This is a genomic window from Variovorax paradoxus, from assembly GCF_022009635.1.
Classification (GTDB): Bacteria; Pseudomonadota; Gammaproteobacteria; order Burkholderiales; family Burkholderiaceae_C; genus Variovorax.
The window spans coordinates 4,326,398-4,347,765 of record NZ_CP091716.1; the positions used below are offsets into that span (position 1 = coordinate 4,326,398).

The 21,368-nt window shown below is 68.5% G+C and carries 19 protein-coding genes, 2 tRNA genes, 1 pseudogene and 1 riboswitch; of the genes and pseudogenes, 18 read left to right on the forward strand and 4 right to left on the reverse strand.

Annotated elements, in window-relative coordinates; genetic code table 11:
• The first annotated feature begins 15 nt into the window (after positions 1–15).
• From L3V85_RS19995 to L3V85_RS20015, 5 genes are read left to right on the forward strand one after another with little or no spacing between them, the layout of a single operon-like run.
• Positions 16–636, forward strand: a complete 621-nt coding sequence (locus tag L3V85_RS19995) for a phosphoadenosine phosphosulfate reductase family protein (RefSeq protein ID WP_237674472.1) — start codon at positions 16–18, stop codon at positions 634–636.
• Between the two features lie 47 nt (positions 637–683).
• Positions 684–1,625, forward strand: coding sequence for a sulfate adenylyltransferase subunit CysD (gene cysD, locus L3V85_RS20000; RefSeq protein ID WP_130424373.1), 942 nt, complete (start codon positions 684–686; stop codon positions 1,623–1,625).
• Positions 1,625–2,962: a sulfate adenylyltransferase subunit 1 gene (locus L3V85_RS20005; protein WP_237674473.1), complete on the forward strand. Its 1,338-nt coding sequence runs from the start codon at positions 1,625–1,627 to the stop codon at positions 2,960–2,962. The genes cysD and L3V85_RS20005 overlap by 1 nt, the downstream gene beginning before the upstream one ends.
• Before the next feature lie 42 nt (positions 2,963–3,004).
• The gene (gene fdxA, locus L3V85_RS20010) at positions 3,005–3,334 is read left to right on the forward strand and encodes a ferredoxin FdxA (RefSeq protein WP_093195456.1); all 330 of its coding nucleotides are present in this window, start codon (positions 3,005–3,007) and stop codon (positions 3,332–3,334) included.
• Positions 3,292–4,359, forward strand: a complete 1,068-nt coding sequence (locus tag L3V85_RS20015) for an NAD(P)/FAD-dependent oxidoreductase (RefSeq protein WP_237674474.1) — start codon at positions 3,292–3,294, stop codon at positions 4,357–4,359. Before fdxA ends, L3V85_RS20015 begins: the two co-directional genes overlap by 43 nt.
• On the opposite strand, the gene L3V85_RS20020 is transcribed toward L3V85_RS20015, so the two are convergent.
• Positions 4,356–5,666, reverse strand: a complete 1,311-nt coding sequence (locus L3V85_RS20020; protein WP_237674475.1) for an aspartate aminotransferase family protein — start codon at positions 5,664–5,666, stop codon at positions 4,356–4,358. The two genes, L3V85_RS20015 and L3V85_RS20020, sit on opposite strands and share 4 nt — an antisense overlap.
• Before the next feature lie 97 nt (positions 5,667–5,763).
• Here L3V85_RS20020 and L3V85_RS20025 point away from each other — a divergent pair, with 97 nt between their 5' ends.
• Complete coding sequence (locus L3V85_RS20025) at positions 5,764–6,498, forward strand: TetR/AcrR family transcriptional regulator (protein WP_237674476.1); 735 nt, start codon at positions 5,764–5,766, stop codon at positions 6,496–6,498.
• On the opposite strand, the gene L3V85_RS20030 is transcribed toward L3V85_RS20025, so the two are convergent.
• Positions 6,485–7,420, reverse strand: coding sequence for a LysR family transcriptional regulator (locus L3V85_RS20030; protein WP_237674477.1), 936 nt, complete (start codon positions 7,418–7,420; stop codon positions 6,485–6,487). The genes L3V85_RS20025 and L3V85_RS20030 overlap by 14 nt on opposite strands.
• 84 nt (positions 7,421–7,504) lie before the next feature.
• On the opposite strand from L3V85_RS20030, the gene L3V85_RS20035 reads away from it, so the two are divergent.
• The 3 genes from L3V85_RS20035 to L3V85_RS20045 are packed head-to-tail and all read left to right on the forward strand — an operon-like array spanning position 7,505 to position 10,715.
• On the forward strand, positions 7,505–8,512 hold the full coding sequence (locus L3V85_RS20035) for a Bug family tripartite tricarboxylate transporter substrate binding protein (RefSeq protein ID WP_237674478.1): 1,008 nt from the start codon (positions 7,505–7,507) through the stop codon (positions 8,510–8,512).
• Positions 8,509–9,744 (forward strand): aromatic ring-hydroxylating dioxygenase subunit alpha, encoded by a 1,236-nt coding sequence (locus L3V85_RS20040; RefSeq protein ID WP_237674479.1) that lies wholly within the window; start codon positions 8,509–8,511, stop codon positions 9,742–9,744. The genes L3V85_RS20035 and L3V85_RS20040 overlap by 4 nt, the downstream gene beginning before the upstream one ends.
• Positions 9,741–10,715, forward strand: coding sequence for a PDR/VanB family oxidoreductase (locus L3V85_RS20045; protein ID WP_237674480.1), 975 nt, complete (start codon positions 9,741–9,743; stop codon positions 10,713–10,715). Before L3V85_RS20040 ends, L3V85_RS20045 begins: the two co-directional genes overlap by 4 nt.
• Here the strand turns inward: L3V85_RS20045 and L3V85_RS20050 are convergent.
• Entirely contained in the window at positions 10,689–12,587 is a 1,899-nt protein-coding gene (locus L3V85_RS20050; RefSeq protein WP_237674481.1) for an adenylate/guanylate cyclase domain-containing protein, read from the reverse strand. The two genes, L3V85_RS20045 and L3V85_RS20050, sit on opposite strands and share 27 nt — an antisense overlap.
• Before the next feature lie 209 nt (positions 12,588–12,796).
• Positions 12,797–12,897, forward strand: a riboswitch (TPP riboswitch).
• A gap of 76 nt (positions 12,898–12,973) precedes the next feature.
• Here L3V85_RS20050 and L3V85_RS20055 point away from each other — a divergent pair.
• Complete coding sequence (locus tag L3V85_RS20055) at positions 12,974–14,308, forward strand: purine-cytosine permease family protein (protein WP_237674482.1); 1,335 nt, start codon at positions 12,974–12,976, stop codon at positions 14,306–14,308.
• Here the strand turns inward: L3V85_RS20055 and thiD are convergent.
• Positions 14,253–15,101, reverse strand: coding sequence for a bifunctional hydroxymethylpyrimidine kinase/phosphomethylpyrimidine kinase (gene thiD / locus L3V85_RS20060; protein ID WP_237674483.1), 849 nt, complete (start codon positions 15,099–15,101; stop codon positions 14,253–14,255). The two genes, L3V85_RS20055 and thiD, sit on opposite strands and share 56 nt — an antisense overlap.
• Positions 15,102–15,235: 134 nt before the next feature.
• On the opposite strand from thiD, the gene L3V85_RS20065 reads away from it, so the two are divergent.
• The 8 genes and pseudogenes from L3V85_RS20065 to L3V85_RS20100 all read left to right on the forward strand — a co-directional run.
• A complete protein-coding gene (locus tag L3V85_RS20065; RefSeq protein ID WP_237674484.1) occupies positions 15,236–16,327 on the forward strand; it encodes an FAD-dependent oxidoreductase in 1,092 nt (363 codons plus the stop codon).
• Positions 16,324–16,521 carry a sulfur carrier protein ThiS gene (thiS, locus tag L3V85_RS20070; protein WP_237674485.1) on the forward strand — a complete coding sequence of 66 codons (198 nt, stop codon included), beginning with the start codon at positions 16,324–16,326 and terminating at the stop codon, positions 16,519–16,521. Before L3V85_RS20065 ends, thiS begins: the two co-directional genes overlap by 4 nt.
• A 21-nt stretch (positions 16,522–16,542) precedes the next feature.
• Positions 16,543–17,358 carry a thiazole synthase gene (locus L3V85_RS20075; RefSeq protein WP_237674486.1) on the forward strand — a complete coding sequence of 272 codons (816 nt, stop codon included), beginning with the start codon at positions 16,543–16,545 and terminating at the stop codon, positions 17,356–17,358.
• Positions 17,355–18,296, forward strand: coding sequence for a thiamine phosphate synthase (thiE, locus tag L3V85_RS20080; RefSeq protein ID WP_237674487.1), 942 nt, complete (start codon positions 17,355–17,357; stop codon positions 18,294–18,296). Before L3V85_RS20075 ends, thiE begins: the two co-directional genes overlap by 4 nt.
• A gap of 5 nt (positions 18,297–18,301) precedes the next feature.
• The gene (locus tag L3V85_RS20085) at positions 18,302–20,455 is read left to right on the forward strand and encodes a TonB-dependent siderophore receptor (RefSeq protein ID WP_237674488.1); all 2,154 of its coding nucleotides are present in this window, start codon (positions 18,302–18,304) and stop codon (positions 20,453–20,455) included.
• 83 nt (positions 20,456–20,538) lie between these two features.
• Positions 20,539–20,614: transfer RNA gene (locus L3V85_RS20090), tRNA-Asn, on the forward strand.
• 163 nt (positions 20,615–20,777) lie between these two features.
• Positions 20,778–20,853, forward strand: a tRNA-Asn gene (locus L3V85_RS20095).
• Between the two features lie 221 nt (positions 20,854–21,074).
• A pseudogene (locus L3V85_RS20100) lies at positions 21,075–21,278 on the forward strand (helix-turn-helix transcriptional regulator); the annotation flags it as partial.
• Between the last annotated feature and the right edge of the window lie 90 nt (positions 21,279–21,368).

Here is a 21,368-nt window from a genome sequence, read left to right on the forward strand (position 1 = left end):
ACGGAATACCTCGAGATGAGCATCGACTTCACACGCATCAACACCGAACTCGGCCGCAACGCGCAGGGCCTGGTGGACTGGGCGCTCGGCCTGGGCCAGAACGCCATCGTCACCACCAACTTCCGTCCCTTCGAGGCGGTGATCCTGCACATGGTGACGCAGGTGAAGCGCGATGTTCCCGTGGTGTGGATGGACAACGGCTACAACACCGAGGCCACCTACCGCTACGCCGACGAGGTGACGAAGCAGCTGGGCCTGGACCTGCACATCTACCTGCCGCGCCGCTCGCGCGCGCACCGCGAGGCGGTGGAAGGCCCGACGCCGGCGCTGGACGATCCGCGCCACGCCGCCTTCACCGAGGAAGTGAAACTGGAGCCCTTTGCCCGCGCGCTGCGCGAGACGGCGCCCAAGGTGTGGTTCACCGCGCTGCGCGCCACCGACACGGCGGTGCGCGCCCAGATGGACCCGGTCAGCGTCAACCCCGACGGCCTGATCAAGGTGGCGCCGCTGCTGCACTGGTCGTCCAAGGATCTTCACGAGTACTGCGTGAAGCACGGCCTGCCCAACAACTTCGACTACGTGGACCCGACCAAGGGCGAAGACAACCGCGAGTGCGGCCTGCACCTGGCGCACTGAGCACCGACGCCCCACCGATTTCCTGCATTCAGCAAGCACCCCATCCGATGAACGCCCGTACCGAAACCGATCTGCTGCTGCCGCCGGCACACCTGTCCAACACGCACCTCGATGCGCTGGAGGAAGAAACCATCTTCATCCTGCGCGAAGTGGCGGCCGCCTTCGAGCGCCCCACCCTGCTGTTCTCGGGCGGCAAGGACTCGCTGGTGCTGCTGAAGTGCGCGGAAAAGGCTTTCGGCGCGGGCCGCATTCCCTACCCGCTGCTGATGATCGACACCGGCCACAACTTCCCCGAAGTGACGGCCTACCGCGACCAGCGCGCCAAGGAGCTGGGCGCCGAACTCATCGTGCGCAGCGTCGAAGACTCCATGAAGCGCGGCACCGTGCGCCTTGCCCACCCGGGCGAGTCGCGCAACGCGCATCAGTCGGTGACGCTGCTGGAAGCGATTGAAGAATTCCGCTTCGACGCGCTGATCGGCGGCGCCCGCCGCGACGAGGAAAAGGCGCGCGCCAAGGAACGCATTTTTTCGCACCGCGACAGCTTCGGCCAGTGGCAGCCCAAGGACCAGCGCCCCGAACTGTGGACGCTGTTCAACACCCGCCTGGCCCCCGGCGAACACTTCCGCGTGTTCCCCATCTCGAACTGGACCGAACTCGATGTGTGGCAGTACATCGCCCGCGAGGAAGTCGGCCTGCCCTCGATCTACTACACGCACAAGCGCGAAGTGGTGGAGCGCCGCGGCCTGCTGGTGCCGGTGACCGAACTCACCCCGCCGCGCGACGGCGAAACGGTACAGGTGCGCGACGTGCGCTTTCGCACCGTGGGCGACATCACCACCACCTGCCCGGTGGAGAGCCTGGCGGCCGATGCGGCCGACGTGGTGCTCGAGACCCTGTCGGTGGACGTGAGCGAACGCGGCGCGACCCGCATGGACGACATGACGTCCGAAGCTTCGATGGAAAAACGAAAGAAAGACGGTTACTTCTGATGAGCGCGACGACTGCTACCCCTGTGAACAACGACGTCCACGGCGACACCGGCACCGCCCTGCGCTTCATCACCTGCGGCTCGGTAGACGACGGCAAGAGCACGTTGATCGGCCGCCTGCTGGTCGACAGCAAGACCGTGCTGCAAGACCAGCTCGCCGGCGTGCAGCGCGGCGGCGAGACCGACCTCGCGCTGCTGACCGACGGCCTGTCGGCCGAGCGCGAACAGGGCATCACCATCGACGTGGCCTACCGCTACTTCTCGACCGCCAAGCGCAAGTTCATCATCGGCGACGCGCCGGGCCATGAGCAGTACACGCGCAACATGGTCACCGCCGCCTCGGCCGCGGACGCCGCCGTGGTGCTGGTCGATGCCACCAAGCTGGCCTGGGCCGCCGAAGTGGAAGACGGCACCGTGGTCAAGCGCGAGCTGCTGCCGCAGACGCGCCGGCACTCGCTGCTGTGCCACCTGCTGCGCGTGCAGTCGATCGTGTTCGCCGTGAACAAGCTCGACGCCATCGGCGACGCCGGACTGGCCTTCGAACGCATCTCGACCGCGCTGAACGCCTTCGCCGAAGCGGCCGGCGTGAAGGTGGCGGCCATCGTGCCGATCTCCGCGCTCAAGGGCTGGAACGTCGCCACGCGCCACGCCGACTGGGTCGGCTACGAAGGCCCCAGCCTGCTCGAGCTGCTCGAAGAACTGCCCGTGACCGCGCAGGACGAGGCCGTGCCTTTCGCCTTCCCGGTGCAATGGGTCGAGAAGTTCTCTTCTTCCGCCGACACCTCGCAAGGCCGCCGCGTGTTCTGGGGCCGCGTGGCCTCGGGCCATGTGGAGCCGGGCCAGCGCGTGACCGTGCTGCCAAGCAACCAGACCGCCACCGTCGCGCAGGTGCTGAGCCACACGCGCCAGCCGAAGACGGTGCACGCGGGCCACAGCGCCGGCATCGTGCTCGACCGCGAAGTCGACGTGTCGCGCGGCGACTGGCTGCTGGCGCCCGGCGCCTTCGAGCCGGTGCGCGAGATCACCGCCACCGTGGCCTGGCTCGACGACGAGCCGCTGGTCGCGGGCCGCGTGTACTGGGCGCTGCAGGGCCACCGCTGGGTCAAGGCCAAGGTGGCGCGAATCGTCGACCGGGTGAACATCACCACGCTCGAATCCGAGCCCGCAACCCAGCTGGAGGCCAATTCCATCGGCGACGTGGTGCTGGCTTTGCAGCAGCCGCTGGCGGTGCTGCCGTTCACGCAATCGCGGGCGCTCGGCTCGCTGGTGCTGGTCGATACGGCCTCCCACAAGACCGCTGCCGCCGTGCTCGTGCAGCCCTCCGCCGCAAAGGCCTAAAATCTAGGGTTTTTCCCGACCACTTCTGACGCAAAAAGACAAATGACCCACGTCGTCTCCGAAGCCTGCATCCGTTGCAAATACACCGACTGCGTGGACGTTTGCCCCGTCGACTGCTTCCGCGAAGGTCCCAACATGCTGGTGATCGACCCGGACGAATGCATCGACTGCGCGGTCTGCATTCCCGAGTGCCCGGTCAACGCGATCTACGCCGAGGAAGACCTGCCGGCCAACCAGATCGCCTTCATCAAGATCAACGCCGAGCTGGCCCAGGCCGACGGCTGGAAGAGCATCACCAAGCGCAAGCCCGCCCTGCCTGATGCCGAAGAATGGAAAGACAAGACGGACAAGGTCGGGGAGCTGGTGCGCTGAGCACCTTGGCCACCCCCGTCGAAACCGACGCGCTGATCGTCGGCGCCGGCCCCGTGGGGCTGTTCCAGGCCTTCCAGCTGGGCCTGCTTGAAATCTCCTGCCATATCGTCGATGCACTGCCCGCCGCCGGCGGCCAGTGCGTGGCGCTGTATGGCGACAAGCCGATATACGACATTCCCGGCACGCCCATGACCAGCGGGCGCGACTTGGCTCAGTCGTTGCTGCAGCAGGTCGCGCCGTTCAAGCCGCAGTTCCACTTCGGTGAGCAGGTCGCCACGCTGGCCCGGCAACCGGACGACCGGCTGCTGCTGACCACCTCGGCCGGCAAGGCTTTTCTGGCGAAAACCGTGTTCATCGCGGCCGGCGTCGGGGCCTTCGTGCCGAAGCGGATCGCCATCGAGGGCATCGAGCGCTTCGAGGGCACGTCGCTGTTCTATCACCCCGATTCGCTGGACCGCTTCGCGGGGCAGACCGTGGTGGTCAACGGCGGCGACGACATCGCGCTGGAAACCGCCATTGCGCTCACCGGCACGGCAAAGCAGGTCACACTGGTGCACCGCCGCGACGGCTTCCAGGCCGGCGAGGCCACGGTCGCGACCATGCGCAGCCTCGTGGCCGAGGGCAGGCTGGCCTTCAAGGTCGGCCAACCCGGCGCCTTCGACGGCAAGCAACTGCAAATCGTCACGCCCGACGCCACGACGCTCGACCTGCCGCTGGACGCGCTGATCGCCTGCCTGGGCATCTCCCCGCGCCTCGGCCCGATCGCCGACTGGGGCCTGGAGCTGGAGCGCAAACAGGTGCCGGTCGACACCGAGAAGTACGAGACCCGCGAACGCGGCGTGTTCGCGGTGGGCGACATCAACACCTACCCGGGCAAGAAGAAGCTCATCGTCTGCGGCTTCCACGAGGCCACGCTGGCCGCCTGGGGCGCGACGGCCATCGTGTTCCCGGGCAAGGCCGTGCCGCTGCAGTACACGACCACCAGCACGCGGCTGCACGAGTTGCTGGGCGTGAGCAAGGCCTAATCCGCGCCCGCGCGGGGCAGCAGCGCCGCGTATTCGCCGATGAAGCTGCCGATGGCCGCCACGTAGCGGTCGATGTCGGCATCCGCCAGGGGCAGCGACAGCACGACGAAGCCGCGCGGCGAGGTGTAGATGCCCTCGTTCAGCAGATGGAAGAACAGCAATTGCCGCAGCCGGCCGTCGACCGGCGCCAGGTCGTCGGTGCTGCGCACCTCGCCCTGCACGAAATGCGCGTTCATCAGCGAACCGATGCCGGTGAACTGCATCGCGACGCCCTCCTTCGCGCACAGCGCGTTGAGCCGCGCCCGCATCGCCTCGCCCCTGTCGGCCAGCGCGCCGGCCGCCTCGGGCGTGAACAGCTTCGTCAGCCCCGCATGGCCGGCCGCCATCGTCATCACGTTGTTGTTGAAGGTGCCCGAATGGGCCAGCGGCCCGGTGCGCGGGTCGAACAGCGCCATCACGTCGGCGCGTCCGCCGAAGGCGCCGAAAGACATGCCGCCGCCGATGTACTTGCCCAGCGTGGTCATGTCCGAACGGATGCCCAGCTTGTTCGCCAGGCCCTGCGGCGCAAGCCGCGAAGTCATGACCTCGTCGAACACCAGCAGCGCCCCGACGCGCGTGGCCGACTCTCGCAGGGCCTGCAGGAAGTCCGGGCGCCCCGGAATGCAGCCGCTCGCGCCTTGCATGGGCTCGACCAATATGGCGCCGATCTCCGGGCCGTGCTGCTCGATCTGCGCGCGGGCCGTCTCGGCGTCGTTGTAGGGCAGCACGAGGAAGTCGAAGGGCACGGTGGTCGGCGACGGCCTGGCGCCGAAGCCCAGCACCCCGCCGTGGTAGCCGCCCGAGAACACGACGATCTTCTTGCGCCCCGTGAAGTGCAGCGCCGCCGTGAGCGCCATCAGGTTGGCCTCGGTGCCCGAGTTGGTGAAGCGCAGTTGCTCGATTTGCGGAAAGCGCTCGCAGATCAGCCGGGCCAGCCGGCCTTCGAGCAGGTTGTGCCCCGTGAGGTTGATGCCGCCTTGCATGGCCTCGATGACGGCCTCGCGGATTTCCGGCGCGGAGTGGCCATAGACGCCGGCCGTGTACTCGGCGATGAAGTCGGTATAGCGGTGGCCGTCGGCGTCCCACAGCGCGGCACCCTCGCCCCTGGCGATGGTCAATGGGAACGGCGCGTAGAACAGCACGGAGCGGCTGTTCGCGCCCGGCATATAGCGTGCCTGCGCCTCGAACTGGCGCAGGCTGGCCGGGTTGGCGTCGGTGAAGCGCTGGTACGCATCGGCAAGGGCCTGGTCGATGGCGGCATGGGTCATGGCGGAAGTCCTTGGTTTGCAGACAGGAGTTAATTGATCAATGAACAATTAATATTGTTTATACGATCAATTGATCTGCCGCACAATGGCATCGACCATGAAGACGAACTCGCCACCCAAGCCCCGCACCGCCGGCCGCCCCGCCGGCGGCGGCGAACTGAGCAAGCAGCGCATCGCAGAAGTCGCGCTGGCGCTGATCGACGAATTCGGCCTCGGCGCTTTCAGCATGCGCGAGGTGGCGGCGCGGCTCGGCGTTTACCCGGCCACGGTGCACTGGCACGTGAGCACGCGCGAAGCCCTGCTGGCCGAGGTGGCGGCCGCTGTCATGGCCGATGTCGCGCCTCCACCGGGCAAGCTCGAATGGCAGGCCTGGATCGTCGAGCTGTTCCGCCGCTGTCGTGAGGCCGTGCGGCGCCACCCGAACGTGGCGCAACTGCTGGGCGCGCAGCTGGTGTCCAACGGCAGCCTGCCGACGGAGCTGGTCGAAGGGGTGCTGGCCGCTTTGGCCGAGGCCGGCTTCGAGGGCGAGGCGCTGCTGGAGGCCTACAACTGCGTGATCGCGGCGATGCTGGGCTTCCTGACGATGGAGTTCTCGCCCCTGCCCGCCGACAACACCCAGGCCTGGGCCGAGGAGCTGCGCGAGCGCGTGCACACGATCCGCCCGCTCGACCATCCGGTGCTCACGCGCAACTTGCCGCTGCTGGCCAACAGGGCCTTCATCGTGAGATGGGACAACGGCACCACGGTGCCGCTGGACAGCAGCTTCGAGCGCCACATACAAATGACCATCGACGGGCTCGAGGCCTTCGCGCGCAGGGTCAGGCCGGCATAGCCGCCGCGGCGTCGGCCTGGTGGCCGATGCGCAGCAGCGCGTCCTTCAGCCACAGCACGCCGGCGTCGGAATTGGAGCGCCGGTTCCAGCACACCACCGAGCGGTAACCCTGCAGCTCGAACGGCAGCGGATGCACCGCGAGCACGTCGCGAAAGCGCTCGGCCACGCGCAGCGGCATCACCGCGACGTGGTCGGTCTGCGCGAGCAAATCGACGATCTGGCCGAAGCTGGTCATGGCCACGCTCATGGTGCGCGTGCGGCCCAGCCGCGCCAGCACCTGGTCGATCAGGTCGTCGAGCGCCGAGCTGCCGTAGCCCAGGAACACATGCGGCGCGCCGCAGAAGGCGTCGAGCGTCGCCTCGCGCCCCAGGGTCGGGTGGCCTCGGCGAACGGCCACGACATAGCGGTCCTCGTACAGCAGCGCCGATTCGCAATCGCTCGGCGGCTGCAGGCGCGGCAGCACGGCGATGTCGAAGTCGCCCTTGCGCAGGCGCTCGGTCAGCGTGAGGAAAGAACTGGTCTCCCAGTAGATGCGCACGCGCGAGCCGCACGCCACCAGCTCGTTGGCGAGCGTCGGCAGCAGCAGGTGGCTCGCGTAGTCGCCGCCCGAAATGCGAAAGATGCGCTGCGACGCCGCCGGATCGAAGCCCTCGCCGGGCTCCAGCATGGCCGACAGGTCGGCCAGCACGCGCTCCACCTGGCCGGCCAGCGCATGGGCGCGCGCCGTGGGCTCCACGCCGCGCGCGGTGCGGGTGAAGAGCGGATCGCCGAAGGTGTCGCGCAGGCGATTGAGCGAGGCGCTCACGGCCGGCTGGCTCAGGAAAAGGCGAGTCGCCGCGCGCGACACGCTGCGTTCGCGCATCAGCGCATCGAAGGTCCGCAGCATGCCGACGTCGAGGCTGCGGATATCACGTTGGGCCATATCTCATATTCAAAGCTTCGAATTGCCCGTGGGGCGGGCTGTCCGTATCGTCGAGCGCACAAGTACATCACGACTGGAGACACGATGAATCGGTTCAGACCCTCGCCACCGGGCGAGGCCACCCGCCGCCGCGCGCTCGGCACCCTCGGCGCCGGCTTCGCGGCACTCGCCCTGCCCGCCTTCGCGCAGGCCCCGCAATTTCCCAACCGCGTGGTGCGCATCGTCCCGTTCGGCTCCGGCGGCGGCCCGATGGACACCATCGCCCGCGTCTACGCCGAGAAACTCAAGGCCCGCTGGAACCAGCCGGTGATCGTCGAAGCCAGGCCCGGCGCGAGCGGCACCATCGCCGCAGACGCCGTCGCCAAGGCCGCGCCCGACGGCTACACCGTGCTGCTCACGCTGCCGCTCACGCACATCAACAACGTGGTGCTGCAGCCGAAGCTGCCCTACGACCCGGTGAAGGACTTCGAGCCACTGTCGCAGCTGGCCACCGGCGGGCCGATGCTGATCGCCCGCGCCTCGGCGCCGTTCTCGAACGTGCGCGAGTTCGTGGCCTACGCCAAGGCGCATCCCGGCATCTCGTACGGCACCTGGGGCAACGGCTCCAACGCGCACCTCTTCGGCGAGCTGCTGGCGCGCCAGAACAAGCTGGACCTGGTCCACGTGCCCTACAAGGCCGAGGCCGCGGCGCACAACGACATGTTCGGCGAAGCGCTGGGCGTGGCATGGGCGAATCCCGCGACCGCGCGCGGCCTCGCGCAGGCAGGCCGCATCAAGGTGCTTGGCATCACCGGCCGCCAGCGCGTGCGCTCGATGCCCAACGTGCCCACCTTCACCGAACAGGGCTTCCCGGGCTTCGACCTCGACAGCTGGATCGGCGTGTACGCCCCGGCAAAGACACCGCAGCCCGTGCTCGACGAATGGTCGACCGCGCTGCGCGAGATCACGAAGATGCCCGACATCCAGGAGCGCCTGGCCGGCTTCGGATTCGAGCCGCTGGGCAGCACGCCCGCCGAGTTCAAGGCCAGCTACAAGGCCGACTTTCCCCGCGTCGCGGACCTGATCAAGGCCGCTGGAGTCACCCCCGAATGAGCACCGTCGCCCCCACCGTTCCTCCAACTTCCGCCGCCGGCGAATGGCAGCCCATCGCCTTCGACACCGGCACCGCCTACGGCCGCAAGCCGCCGAGCCACAAGCCCGAGCTGACCGAAGTCGGCGCCGGCACGCCGATGGGCGAGCTGCTGCGCCGCTACTGGCACCCCGTCGGCCTGACGGCGGACGCCGGCGACACGCCGCGCCAGGTGCGCGTGCTGGGCGAAGACCTGATCCTGTTTCGCGACAAGAAGGGCCGCCCGGGCCTGGTGCACTGGCGCTGCGCGCACCGCGGCGCGTCGCTCTACTACGGTCGCGTGGAGGAAGAAGGCATCCGCTGCTGCTACCACGGCTGGATGTTCGACGTGCAGGGCCACTGCGTCGACCAGCCCTGCGAGCCCGATGGCGGAGCGCGCACCCGTGGCCGTGTGCGCCAGCCCTGGTATCCGGTGGAAGAGCGCTACGGCCTGATCTGGGCCTACCTCGGCCCGGCCGAGAAGAAGCCGGTACTGCCGCGCTACGACTGCCTGGAAACGCTGGACGAAGGCGAGACGCTGGAGGCCGACGGCAACAGCATCGGCGGCGGCGGGCCGCAGATCATTCCGTGCAACTGGCTGCAGCACTACGAGAACGTGGCCGACCCCTTCCACGTGCCGGTGCTGCACGGCAGCTTCAGCGGCACGCAGTTCGTGGCGCTGATGGGCCAGATGCCCGAAGTGACCTTCGAGAGCACCGAGACCGGCGTGATGATCACCTCGATCCGCAAAACGGAAGACGGCAGCACATTCCGCCGCGTGGCCGGCCCGGTGCTGCCGACCCTGCGCGTGGTGCCGAACCCGCGCGTGGCGGCCTACGGGCGGGTGGAGTCCATCGGCTGGGTGCTGCCCATCGACGACCACAGCTTCCGCATCTACACCGCCGGCCGCGTGAAGACCCCCGGCGACCTCGCCCGCGTGCGCTCGCGCCTGAACGGCAAGCTGTGGGAAGAACTGACCGAGGCCGAGCACCGCGCCTTCCCGGGCGACTACGAGGCGCAGGTGAGCCAGGGCGCGATCACCGCGCATTCCGAAGAGCACCTGGCCTCCTCGGACCGCGGCATCGTGATGCTGCGCCGGCTGCTGCAGCGCCAGCTCGACGCGGTGCGCGAGGGGCGCGACCCGGCCGGCGTGAGCTTCGACCCCGAGGCGCCGCCGGTGCACTTCGAGGCCGGCAATTTCCTCGTGCGCGAATGAGCGCGGCCGCGGCCCCCGCCATTGCGGTGCGCGTGGCGCGCAAGACGGTCGAGGCCGAGGGCGTGGCCGGATTCCGGCTGGTGGCAGCCGACGGCGCGCGCCTGCCGGACTTCGCGCCCGGCGCGCACATCGACGTGAGCCTGCCCGGCGGGCTGGTGCGCCAGTATTCGCTGTGCAACCTGCCGGCGCAGGACGACCACTACGAGATCGGTGTGCTGCGCGACGCCGCCTCGCGCGGCGGCTCGCTCGCAATGCACGACGCGGTGCATGAAGGCGCGGTGCTGAACATCAGCCCGCCGCGCAACCACTTTCCGCTCGACGAGAACGCCACGCACAGCCTGCTGCTGGCCGGCGGCATCGGCGTGACGCCGCTGCTGTCGATGGCCCGGCGGCTGGCGGCGCTGGGCGCCGACTTCGCGCTGCACTGCTGCAGCCGCACCGCCGGGCGCGCGCCCTACCGGCGGCAGCTGGAGGGCAGCGCCTTCGCGGACAAGGTATTCTTCCACCATGACGACGGGCCGCCCGCGCAATGGCTCGATCCAAGCTCGACCATCGGACAGCCCGCGCCCGGCAGGCATCTGTACGTGTGCGGCCCCCAGGGTTTCCTGGATGCGGTGCGCACCACCGCGCGCGCACTGCGCTGGCCGGATGCGCAGGTGCATTTCGAATACTTCGCGGGCGCCGCGCTGCCGGCCGGCGCGCAAGGCGAATTCGAAGTCGAGCTGCGCAGTTCGGGCCGCGTGGTGCGGGTGCCGGCCGCCCTCAGCGTGGTGGATGCGCTGGCCGCCGAAGGCATCGACATTCCGGTGTCGTGCGCCCAAGGCGTGTGCGGCACCTGCCTCACGCGGGTGCTGCAGGGCGAGGTCGAGCACAACGACCTCTACCTCACGCCCGCGGAGCAGGCCGCCAACGACCAGTTCCTGCCCTGCTGCTCGCGGGCCCGCTCACCCCGGCTGGTGCTCGACCTGTAGCAGCTCGTAGAGCACCATGCGCGTCTGCCGGCCGCGCAACTCGGCCAGTTCCTCGATGCGGCGCGTGGCAAGGCGACCATCCAGCCCGTCGAAGGTGTCCTGCGATATCAGCGTGCGCGTGCCCAGTTCCTTGTTGGCGGCCTCGATGCGGCTCGCCGCGTTGATCGTGTCGCCGATGGCGGTGTACGACAGCCGGTTGCTCGAGCCGAGCACGCCGGCGACCACGGGCCCGGTGTGGATGCCGACGCGCGTGCGGAACTCCTGCAGGCCTTCGGCGCGCCACTTGGCGTTGAGCGCGCTCATCTCGGCGTGCAATTCCAGCGCCGCCCGGCAGGCGCGGTACTCCGCGTCTTCCAGGTCGGCCGGCGCGCCCCACAGCACCATGATGCCGTCGCCCATGAACTTGTCGACCACGCCGCCGTGCCGCGTGAAGATGCCGGCCGCCAGGTTGAAGTACTCGGTCAGCTGCCTCACGAGCACATCGGCGGGCATCGATTCCGAGATGGTGGTGAAGCCCTCCACGTCGGTGAACATCACGGTGACGCGGCGCGGCGAGCCGCCGGGCGCCAGGGCGTGGCCCTCGGCCACCAGTTGCCGCAGGATGTCCACAGGCACGAACTTCCTGAAGGCCTGGAGGCTGCGCGCCGATTCGTCCAGCGCCTGGTTGAGATGCTGGATCTCCAGCACCCGGCTCGGCTCGAGCGGCAGGTTGTCCAGCTCCAGCCGCCCGATGCGGCGCGCCACGCGCGAGAGGTTCTCGATCGGCCGGGTCACGAGCTTCGACAGGCGCAGCGAAATGAACAGCGCCACGCCGAGGAAGCTCAGCGTCAGCAACAGCGCCCATATCACCGAGCGATGCAGGCTGCCGAGCAGCAAGTCTTCGGGTTCCCAGCTGATCAGTTGCCAGCGGGTGTGCGGCATGTGCGAGGTCTGCACGAGGTAGTTGCGCCCTTCGTGCTCGATGGCAAAAGCCACGTCCTCGGCGCCGCCCGCCGTGCTGGCCGCGAGCATGTGGCCGTGAATGGCGCCGAGCACGCCGGTGTCGGGCGATTCCAGCTGGCGCACGGGTTCGGGGTGGTCGCTGCGCGCGATCACGTGATGGTCGGCGCTGAGCAAGGCGCTCTCGCCGCTTCCCAGCGCGCCGAAGATGCGCACGAGCCTCGACAGGTGCCCCAGCGACACGTTGGCGTCGACCACCAGCCCGCGCCTGTGACCTTCGTCGTCGATGCGCCCGGAAGGCCGCGCATGGCCGATGGCCAGTTCCTTCGCGTCGCTCATCAGGAAGGGCTCGGTCCACACCGGGCCTTTCGCTTCCACGGCTTCCCGGTACCAGGTGCGCTTCTCGGGGTCGAAGTCGCTGCGATAGGAGGAGATGGACGTCGTCGCGAAGCGCTGCCTGGCGTCGCCGCCTTCGAGGTCGGGCGAACTCTTGTACTGCCAGGTCTCGGTGCTGAAGTCCGGGCCGCGCAGCACCTGGCGGATGGCCGGAACCGGGTAGCGCACCGCCATCAGCACATGGCCGTCGTCGGTGGCCACATTGATGCTGTCGAGCTCCGGCGTCTGCTCCAGCATGGTCCAGAGCATCTCGGCGGTCTGCTCGCCGTCTTCGCCGGTGGCATGCACGCTGGGCGAATCGGCGATGGCGCGGATGACGCCCTCGGTCTTGGCGAGGAAGGCCAGCACGTTGTCCTCGACCCGGTCGTGGTTGATCTTGTGCGCGGTCGTGCCCACCCTGGACACCAGCTTCTCGGCCGCCCAGTAGCCGAACGCCACCAGCAGCAGCGACTGCAGCAACGCGACCGCACAGATGATGGTGCCCACGTCGACCCTGAAGCGCCGCAGGCGGCTGTCCTTGAAATCCTCATCGGCCATGCAAATCCCTCTCCCTTTTTTTCTGCCTGTCTGCTTATCGGCACGCGCGCCCTTTTCTTCTGTTTTCTTCTGTTTTTTCTTCAGGGCGCGGTGATTCTCGCGCGGCGAGAGTGCGATCCGAGGGTTTCCCCTTGCGTGCAAAGGCACGCCTGCCATTGCGGCTTCCCGGCAGCGGATAAACTTCCACCCGCGCCACGGGTTCCCCGGGGCGCACTTGCTAGGGGTGCTGGACGGCTTGCCGTCCGGCTGAGAAAGTCCCTTTGAACCTGATTGAGGTAATCCTCGCGCAGGGAAGCTGGTCCGGTGGCCGCTCACGTTCTCTCGCGTGACGACCGTGTCGCTCGGCCCCCGCCCACCTGCCAAACCTTTTGCACTGGAGCAAACGGATGGCACACGACAACAACAACGATGCAATCGCCTCCAACGAAGCGCTGACGCCGCTGCCCGCTTCGCGCCGCGTCTTCGGCTGGCACGACCATGCCGCGCTGTGGTTCAGCCTGGGCGTCGGCCTGCTGGTGATGCAGATCGGCGCTTACCTGGTGCCCGCCGTGGGCACGCGGGACGCGGCCATTGCCATCGTGCTGGGCTCCTGCCTCGGCGCCGGCCTGCTGGCCTGGACCGCGCGGCTCGGCTGCGAGAGCGGCCTGGCCAGCGCCGGCCTCATGCACGCCACCTACGGCAGCGCCTTCGCGCGACTGCCGGTGCTGCTGAACATCGTGCAACTGGTGGGATGGACCACCTTTGAGCTGGTGGTCATGCGCGAGGGCACACAGGCCATCGGCCAGGCGGCTTTCGGGCCGTCCATCGGCTCGGCCTGGGGCGGCGTGCTGACCACGCTGCTCTGGGGCGCGGTGCTGCTGGCCCTGCTCGCCGGCTCGATGGTCAAGCTGGTGCGCCGCTTCGTCAGCCGCTTCGGGTTGCCGCTGGTGGTGTTGTCGCTGCTGTGGCTCAGCTGGCAGTTCGCAACACGGCTGCATGCCAAGGGTCTCGACGCCTTCTGGGCGCGGCCGGGTGACGGCAGCATGGGCATGTTCGGCGCGCTGGACCTCGTCATCGCCATGCCGGTTTCCTGGCTGCCGCTGGTGGCCGACTATGCGCGGCACGGCAAGCGAAGCACGGGCGGACTGGGCAGCGCCTTCAGCGGCACCTGGCTGGGCTACGCGCTGGCCAACATCTGGTGCTATGCGCTGGGCGTGATGGTGGTCAGCGTGGCCGAGCCGGGCACCGAACTGGTGACGGCGCTGCTGCTCGCGCAGGGCGGCCTGCTGGCGCTGGGCCTGATCCTGATCGACGAGCTCGACAACGCCTATGGCGACGTGTATTCGGGTTCGGTGTCCACGCACAGCCTGCTGCCGCGCTGGAGCGTGAAGCGCTGGGGCCTGCTGCTGGCCGCACTGTGCATCGCCTTCGCGCTGGTGCTGCCGATGCACACGCTGGAGCCCTTCCTGCTGCTGTTGAGCTCGGTGTTCGTGCCGCTGTACGGCGTGATCATCGGCCGGCTGGGCACGGGACAGTCCGTGCCGGCCGGCGGCACGCGGAAGATCGACTTCGGCGCGGCGCTGATCTGGATCGCGGGCATTGCCGCGTACCACGCGTTGGCCAAGTGGGCGCCGCAGTTCGGCTCCGCGCTGCCGACCCTGGCCGCGACCTTCGCGCTCGCGTGGATCAGCCGGCCTTCAGCGCAACGCGGTGCGTCGGCACTGGCGCAAAGCCGTGGTTGAGAGGGCCATGACCCGCGCCGATCTTCACGTTCGCGCCGGCCGCCATCGCGCCGAGGATGTACGCGCGTGCCTTCTCGACCGCCTCCGGCAGCGCCGCGCCCAATGCCAGGTGCGCCGCGATGGCGGACGAGAGCGTGCAGCCGGTGCCATGCAGGTTCGGGCTGTCGATGCGCTTCGAAGCCAGCCGCGTGCGTTCGCCGCCGGACTGCAGCAGCACGTCGACCACGTCATCGCCCGGCAGATGGCCGCCCTTGAGCAGCACGGCCTTCGCGCCGAGCGCGAGCAGTTCGTCGGCCGCGCCGTCGAGCGCGTCCACGCCGCCGATGGCATGGCCGATCAGCAAGGCCGCCTCGTCGAGGTTGGGCGTGACCACCAGCGCGCGCGGAAACAGCTCGCGCACCAGCACCTGCACCGTCTCGGCCGCGATCAGGCGGTCGCCGCTGGTGGCGACCATCACGGGGTCGAGCACCACATTCTTCAGCTGGTAGCGGTCGATGGCCCAGGCCACCACTTCGACCACCTCGGGCGCGTGCAGCATGCCGAGCTTGACGGCATCGACGCCGATGTCTTCCACCACGGCCTGGATCTGCGCCTTGAGAAAGTCTGGCGGCACGCCGTGGATGCCGGAAACGCCGAGCGTGTTCTGCGCGGTGAGCGCGGTGATGGCCGTCATGCCGTAGCAGCCGAGCGCCGCGAAGGTCTTGAGGTCGGCCTGAATGCCGGCGCCGCCGCCGCTGTCGGAGCCGGCGATGGAGAGCACGCGTGCGTAGCGCTGGGTGGGTGCTTGGGTCATGCCGAAAATTATCGGCGACTCTTCTTCTCCCTCCCCTTCCGGGGGAGGGCAAGGGCGGGGGCAAACGGCGCTCATCGTGGGCGCTCTGCCTGCCCCCATCCCAGCCTTCCCCCAGAGGGGGAAGGAGCGAAACCATGAAACTTCCTTTTCAGTCTGTGGCCATCCTCGGCGCTGGCCTCATGGGCCGCCTGATGGCGGTGACGCTCGCGCAGGCGGGCTGCAAGGTCGACCTGTTCGAAGCGGGCAGCCCCGACGCGGAAGGCGCTGCCGCACGCGTGGCCGCCGCCATGCTCGCGCCGCTGGCCGAATCGGCGGTGGCGCCGGTGTCTGTCGTGCGCATGGGGCAGCATGCGCTGTCGCGCTGGCCCGAACTGCTGGCGAAACTGGCGCAGCCGGTGTTCTTCCAGCGCGAAGGCACGCTGGTGCTGTGGCACCGTCAGGATGCCACCGAAGCCGCACGCCTTGCACGCGTGCTTGCCAACACCGGCACGCAGGTGCCCGAGCTCGCGCCGATGCAAACGCTCGACGGCAAGGCGATCGCCGCGCTGGAGCCCTCGCTGGGCCAGCGCTTCGCACAGGGCCTGTTCCTGCCGGGCGAAGGTCAGCTCGACAACCGCGCGCTGCTCGCATCCCTGCTCGTCACCTTGCAGGCAAACCAGAACGTGACGCTGCACTGGCAATCGGCGCGCGCGCCATCGGACTTTTCGCCCGGCACGCCAGGCCAGCCGGACCAGGTGATCGATTGCCGCGGCCTCGGCGCCCGGCCCCAGTGGAACGCACTGCGCGGCGTGCGCGGCGAGGTGATCCGGGTGCACGCCCCTGAAGTGACGCTGCAGCGGCCCACGCGGCTCGTGCATCCGCGCTATCCGCTCTACATCGCGCCCAAGCCGGGCAACCTGTTCGTCATCGGCGCGACCGAGATCGAGTCGGACGACATGTCGCCCGCCAGCGTGCGATCCACGCTGGAACTGCTGAGCGCAGCGTACGCAGTGCACAGCGGCTTCGCCGAGGCGCGCATCGTGGAGATCGCCACGCAGTGCCGCCCCACCCTGCCCGACAACCTGCCCGCCATCGAGCAGCCGCAGCCGCGCGTGCTGCGCATCAACGGGCTCTACCGCCACGGCTTCATGATCGCGCCCGCGCTGCTCGACGCCGCGATGGAACTGCTTGCGCACGGCCGCTCGGCGCTCGCGGCGAGCTTCGGCATGGAGACCTCCCACACATGAACATCCTGATCAACGACAAGCCCTTCACGCTGCCCGACGACGCCCTGCTGACCGATGCGCTGGCCGCGCTGGACGCCACGCCGCCGTTCGCGGTGGCGGTGAACCGCGAGTTCGTGCCGCGCTCCGCATATGCCGGGCGCGCGCTGCAACCCGACGACCGCATCGAAGTGATCCGCCCCGTGACGGGCGGCTGATTGATTGATGGAGACGACACGATGAACACCACGCATGACGACCCGCTGGTTCTCTACGGCGAGACCTTCCAGAGCCGGCTGCTGCTGGGCACAGCACGCTACCCGTCGCCCGACCTGCTGGAAGCCGCGGTGAAGCGCGCGAAACCCGCAATGCTGACCGCCTCGCTGCGCCGCCAGACCGCGAACCAGGGCTCCGGCAACAGCGACCTGGGCAACGGTTTCTGGGAGCTGCTGCGCCGCCTCGAGGTGCCGGTGCTGCCCAACACCGCCGGCTGCCACAGCGTGCAGGAGGTGGTCGCCACCGCGCAGATGGCGCGCGAGCTTTTCGGCACGCCCTGGATCAAGCTCGAACTGATCGGCGACGACTACACGCTGCAACCCGACACGCTCAACCTCGTCGACGCGGCATCGCAGCTGATTCGCGAGGGCTTCAAGGTGCTGCCCTATTGCACCGAAGACCTGGTGCTCTGCCAGCGGCTGGTCGATGTCGGCTGCCAGGCCGTGATGCCGTGGGCCGCGCCCATCGGTACCGGGCGCGGGCCGGTCAACCCCTATGCGCTGCAGGTGCTGCGCGACCGACTGAAGGTGCCGATGCTGGTGGACGCCGGCCTGGGCCTGCCCTCGCATGCGTGCCAGGTGATGGAGTGGGGCTACGACGGCGTGCTGCTCAACACGGCGGTGGCGCTGGCGCAAGACCCGGTGGCTATGGCCGGCGCTTTTTCCGATGCGGTGCAGGCCGGCCGCGCCGCGCACCGAGCCGGCGCCATGGCCTCGCAGGACGCCGCGCAAGCCAGCACGCCGGTGCTCGGCACGCCCTTCTGGCACCACGCGCCATGACAGCGGCGATCAATGACGCCCGCGCCATCGCGCAAGCCATCGTCGCGGCCCACGGGTTGCGCTTCGGTGCCATCACTGCCGCGCCCGTGAGCGCGCCGGTCTTCTCGTCGGACGACCCGGTCTACCGTGGCGCCAAGCAGGCCTGCTCGGCACTCGGCTTCATCGAGATCGATGCCGAATGCCTCGCCCATGCCTGGCGCGCGCAGACGCTGCGCCTGAGCAACTTCGACGCCGCGCTGTGGCCCGACGCGCCCGCCGATTTCGGCATGCGGCCGTTTCCACCGACCGCGCGCGACGATGCGTTTCCGCCTTGCCCCGAGCGCCTCGGCCTCTACGCCGTGCTGCCCGACGCGCAATGGGTCGGCCGCATGGCGCGCGCCGGTGTGCCGACGGTGCAGCTGCGCTTCAAGTCCGAGGACGCGGCGGCCATCGAGCGCGAAGTGCAGGCCGCTGTCGAAGCGGTGCGCGGCACCGCTGCGCTGCTCTTCATCAACGACCACTGGCAGGTCGCGATTGCGGCCGGCGCCTACGGCATCCATCTGGGCCAGGAAGACCTGGACGCACTCTCGCCCGATCAGCTGGCGCAGTTGCGCGCCTCGGGCGCGCGGCTCGGCGTGAGCACGCACGGCTATGCCGAGATGGTGCGCGCCGACAAGGTGAGCCCGAGCTACATCGCGATGGGCGCCGTATACCCGACCACGCTCAAGAAGATGGCGACCGCGCCGCAGGGCGTGGCGCGGCTCGGAGCCTATGCGCGCCTGCTGCGCGGCTATCCGCAGGTGGGCATCGGCGGCATCGACGCGGTGCGCCTGCCCGAAGTGCTGGCCACGGGCGTTGGCTCCGTCGCCGTGGTGCGCGCACTGGTCGCGGCCGAAGACCCCGAGGCCACGGCCGAGCAATGGATGACGGCAATGAACAGCAGCGCCGCCGGCAACTGAACAGAATGAATCTACCCAAGCCCCCTCTTTCTTTTTCCCCCTGGCAGCTCTCGCCCGTTTCACGCGCACTGGCCGTCGTTCTTTTCACCGCCGCATGCGGCGCGCAGGCACAGCAGGCCGCATTGCGCGAAGTCACCGTCAATGAAGGCGCCGCCGCGCCGCAGGCCGACATCAGCGGCTTCGGCGACGTGCCGCTGCGCGAGCTGCCGATTTCCGCCACGGTGATCGACAGCCAGCAACTGCGCGCCAGCGGCGCGCGCCGGCTCGCGGACCTCACGCAGTTCGACGCCTCCGTCACCGACGCCTACAACTCCGCCGGTTACTGGGACTACCTGACGGTGCGCGGCTTCGTGCTGGACAACCGCTTCAACTACCGGCGCGAAGGCCTGCCGATCAGCGCCGAGACCTCGATCCCGCTGGACAACAAGGAGCGCGTGGAGATCCTGCGCGGCACCAGCGGCATCCAGGCCGGCACCAGCGCGCCGGGCGGCCTCGTCAACTACGTCGTCAAGCGGCCGACCGAGCAGGACCTGCGCACGGTGCGCATCGAGACCACCAGCCGCGGCAGCCTGCTGGGCGCCATCGACCTGGGTGGGCGCTTCGGCGAGAACCGCGAGTTCGGCTATCGCATCAACGTGGCGAGCGAAAACCTCAAGCCGATCACGCACGACCTCGACGGCAACCGCAACCTGTTCTCGCTCGCGGCCGACTGGCGCATCACGCGCGACTCGGTGCTGGAGTTCGAGATCGAGCAAAGCCGCAAGACGCAGCCGAGCCAGAACGGCTACAGCCTGCTCGGCAGCGTTCTGCCCAGGCCAGTCGATCCGCGCATCAACCTCAACAACCAGCCGTGGTCGCAGCCCTCGGTGTTCAAGGCGCTGACGGGCACCGTGCGTTTCAGCCAGGCGATCAATACCGACTGGCGCTGGACCGCGCAGATCGGCCAGCAGCGCCTGAAGAGCGACGACCGGCTGGCCTACGCCTTCGGCTGCAGCGCCGAGGGCAACTACGACCGCTACTGCTCCGACGGCACCTTCGATGTCTACGACTTCCGCAGCGACAACGAACGCCGCACGCAGACGGCTGGCAGCCTGAACCTCAAGGGCAACGTGACCACCGGCAGCGTGAAGCACGAACTGGGCTTCGGCCTGCTGCAAAGCCGCGTGCGCAATCGCTTCCAGGACCAGGCCTACAACTACGCGGGCACCGGCAACATCTGGGGCACGGCCATGGTGCCGGCCAACCCCGATGCCACCACGCCGCAGACCAATCGCGACGAGCGCTCGACCGAACTGTCGGTGCAGGACGCCATCCGCTGGAACGACCGCTTCACCACCTGGCTCGGCGTGCGCCACACGCGGCTGGACCGCAGCAGCATCGGCAACGACGGCTCGAACCCGACGAGCTACAAGCAGGACGTGACCACGCCCTGGATCGCGGCGAGCTACGCCATCCAGCCGGGCTTGCTGGCCTATGCAAGCTGGGGCAAGGGCGTGGAGTCGCAGGTCGTGCCGAACAGGATCTCGCAGTACAGCAACGCCGGGCAGGCCCTGCCCGCGCTGACTTCGCGCCAATGGGAGCTGGGCCTGAAGGGCGGCAGCGATGCATTCAACTGGCAGGTCGCATGGTTCGACATTTCGCGGCCGATGACCAATCTCGACCTGTGCAGCGGTTATTGCGAAGTGCGCAACGACGGCCGCGCGGTGCATCGGGGGCTGGAGGCCGGCGCGCAATGGACCCAGGGGCCGTGGCGCCTGGGCGGCAGCGTCGCCGTGATCGACGCCAAGCGGCGCGGCAGCACCGAGAACCCGGCGCTCAACGGGCAGTCGCCGACCAATGTGCCGAAGGAAGTGTTGCGGGCACAGGCCGCGTACCGCGTCGCCTCGGTGCCGGGGCTGGAGATCGCAGGCCAGCTTTCGTACGAAGGCCGACGCAACGTGCTGCCCGACGGGTCGATCACGCTGCCTTCGTGGACCCGCGTCGACGCAGTGCTGCGCTACGACACCAAGCTGCGCGGCGTGAACACGAGCTGGACGCTCGCGGTCGACAACCTGTTCGACCGCCGCTACTGGAAGGAGTCGCCATACCAGTTCAGCCACGTCTACCTGTTTCCGGGTGCGCCGCGCACGCTGCGTCTTGGCGTGAGCATCGCGCTGTGAGTGTGGTGCGCCTCACAAATTTATCGATGAAGACGTGCGCAGTTGAGAAGGCGCAAAAAATCACGCTATAATCTAAGGCTTGTTCCTCGATAGCTCAGTTGGTAGAGCGCCGGACTGTTAATCCGTAGGTCCCTGGTTCGAGCCCAGGTCGAGGAGCCAAAACAAGCCGCAAGGCAACTGGATGCCCTGCTACTCACAAAGTAGCGGGGCATTTTCATTTGCCTTCCATGCGCGACTTGTTTGCGTCGATGCATCGAAGATAAAAAAATCAAGCTGTCACGCTCAAAATCGGCAAATCCATTGCATATAATTTAAGGCTTGTTCCTCGATAGCTCAGTTGGTAGAGCGCCGGACTGTTAATCCGTAGGTCCCTGGTTCGAGCCCAGGTCGAGGAGCCAAATCAAGCCGCAAGGCCTCTGAGAAGCCCGCTGTTTTCACGAGCAGCGGGCTTTTTCTTTTGTGGCGTGCGCCTCACGATCTTCGGCCCACGATTTCCGCAAAGTCCGCTAAGCGCACGCCCCGCAAACGGCGCACACTGGCGCGCATGGAAAGCCGTCGAACCGAGCAGGACTATCGCGCCCGCGTGGCACGCGCGGTCGCGGCCATCGTCGCGGACCCGATGGCCGATCATCGGCTCGAAGACCTCGCGCGGCTCGCGCACTTCTCCCCTTTTCATTTCCATCGCGTCTACGCCAGCGTGGCCGGTGAGACCGTGGCCGCCACGGTGCGCCGCGTGCGGCTCGCGCTCGCGACGCAACTGCTGGAAGCTGGCGACCAGAGCATCACGCAGGTCGCAATGGCGGTGGGCTACGAGAGCCCGCAGGCCTTCACGCGCGCCTTCGGGCAGTTCACCGGACAGTCGCCGCGCGATTTCCAGCGGCAGATGGTCCGCGCGGTGCTCGATGTCGACGCG